Source organism: Azohydromonas lata NBRC 102462 (genome assembly GCF_001571085.1).
GTDB classification, from domain to species: Bacteria; Pseudomonadota; Gammaproteobacteria; order Burkholderiales; family Burkholderiaceae_C; genus Azohydromonas; species Azohydromonas lata.
Map to the genome: position 1 here is coordinate 1 of NZ_BCTC01000321.1, position 667 is coordinate 667.

Below are 667 nucleotides of genomic sequence, written 5' to 3' on the forward strand. Positions count from 1 at the left end.
GCTCTTTAAAAACATACAGCCGATAAGCGTGGGCGTTCGAGTGGCTTCGTGAGGTGCCTCAATGGGGTTCGTGACCTTCGGGTTGCAGATCCTGAGGCTCTTGATTGAGCTTCGAACGCTCAAGGTAGGAATTTGAAGTTTTTCTTCGGATTTCCTTTGAGCAGTAATTTTCAAGATCGAACTGAAGAGTTTGATCCTGGCTCAGATTGAACGCTGGCGGCATGCCTTACACATGCAAGTCGAACGGTAACGGGCCTTCGGGTGCCGACGAGTGGCGAACGGGTGAGTAACGCATCGGAACGTGCCCAGTGGTGGGGGATAGCCCGGCGAAAGCCGGATTAATACCGCATACGACCTACGGGTGAAAGCGGGGGACCTTCGGGCCTCGCGCCATTGGAGCGGCCGATGTCAGATTAGGTAGTTGGTGGGGTAAAGGCCTACCAAGCCGACGATCTGTAGCTGGTCTGAGAGGACGACCAGCCACACTGGGACTGAGACACGGCCCAGACTCCTACGGGAGGCAGCAGTGGGGAATTTTGGACAATGGGCGCAAGCCTGATCCAGCCATGCCGCGTGCGGGAAGAAGGCCTTCGGGTTGTAAACCGCTTTTGTCAGGGAAGAAATCTTCTGAGCGAATACCTCGGGAGGATGACGGTACCTGAAGAAT

1 rRNA gene is annotated in these 667 nt (G+C 55.3%); it reads left to right on the plus strand.

Annotated features, from left to right (window positions below):
- Nucleotides 1–178: 178 nt before the first annotated feature.
- Nucleotides 179–667: ribosomal RNA gene (locus ALA01S_RS31310) — 16S ribosomal RNA — on the plus strand; the annotation flags it as partial.